This is a genomic window from Pseudomonas sp. SDO5271_S396, from assembly GCF_054071795.1.
Window position 1 is genome coordinate 1 of record NZ_JBSVWB010000117.1, and the last position, 897, is coordinate 897.

At 65.1% G+C, this 897-nt stretch carries 1 protein-coding gene; it reads right to left on the reverse strand.

The window, feature by feature from the left end; all coding sequences use genetic code 11:
• A partial coding sequence (locus ACW9IN_RS30095) for an AMP-binding protein (RefSeq protein WP_457369241.1) occupies positions 1 to 897 on the reverse strand: 897 nt, incomplete at both ends.

The following is an 897-nucleotide window of genomic DNA, read 5'->3' on the forward strand; positions in this document are numbered from 1 at the left end:
GTTGAGTTGGGAGTCCAGCACATAGCCGCTGCGGTTGCCCAACAGCGTGCCGATGGGCGCATAAACCGCACCGCACGGGTCGCCCTGACGGGCTTTCCACAGCAACGGTGTGACCACGGTTTCGGTCGGGCCGTAGCCGTTGAACAGGTAAGTGGGCTTGAGCGCGCGCCAGGCCAGGTCGTAACTGGCCTGGGCCACCGCATCACCACCAAAGCAATACACCCGCACCGCCGGCGGGTTGCCGTCACGCTCGGCGTGTTCGGCCAACTGTTGCAGGTACACCGGCGGGAACACCGCCAGGGTCACGTTGTGACGATGCATCTGCGCGTAGGTGTATTCCGGCAGCCACAGGCTGTCATCGCGGATCAGCACGCTGGCGCCGTTGATCAGCGGGTGCATCCAGCCTTCGTGGGAACCGTCGAAAGCGAAGGACATGAAATGCAGTTCGCAATCGCTGGGACGGGTTTCGTAACGCTCGCCGGTGGCGATGATATGCGCCACCAACGGTCCATGGGACACCGCCACGCCCTTGGGCATGCCGGTGGAGCCCGAGGTGTAGATCACGTAGGCCAGGTTGTCGCCATCCAGCGTCACGGCGGGTGCCGTGTCGGGGTAATCGGCCCAATCGTCAGTGCGATCGATGGCCAATGCTGCGAGCCCATCCGGGATCGGCAATTGCGCCAGGGCGCTGGTGTGAGTCAGCAGCAGTTGCGCGCGGCTGTCCTGCATCATGTACAGCAGGCGGTCGCGGGGGTATTCGATGTCCAGCGGCACGTACACGCCGCCGGATTTGAGCACCGCGAGAAACGCCACCATGCTTTCGGCACTGCGCGGCATGGCGATGGCCACGCGCACTTCCGGGCCGACGCCACGGGCGATCAGCGCGTGGGCCAGGCG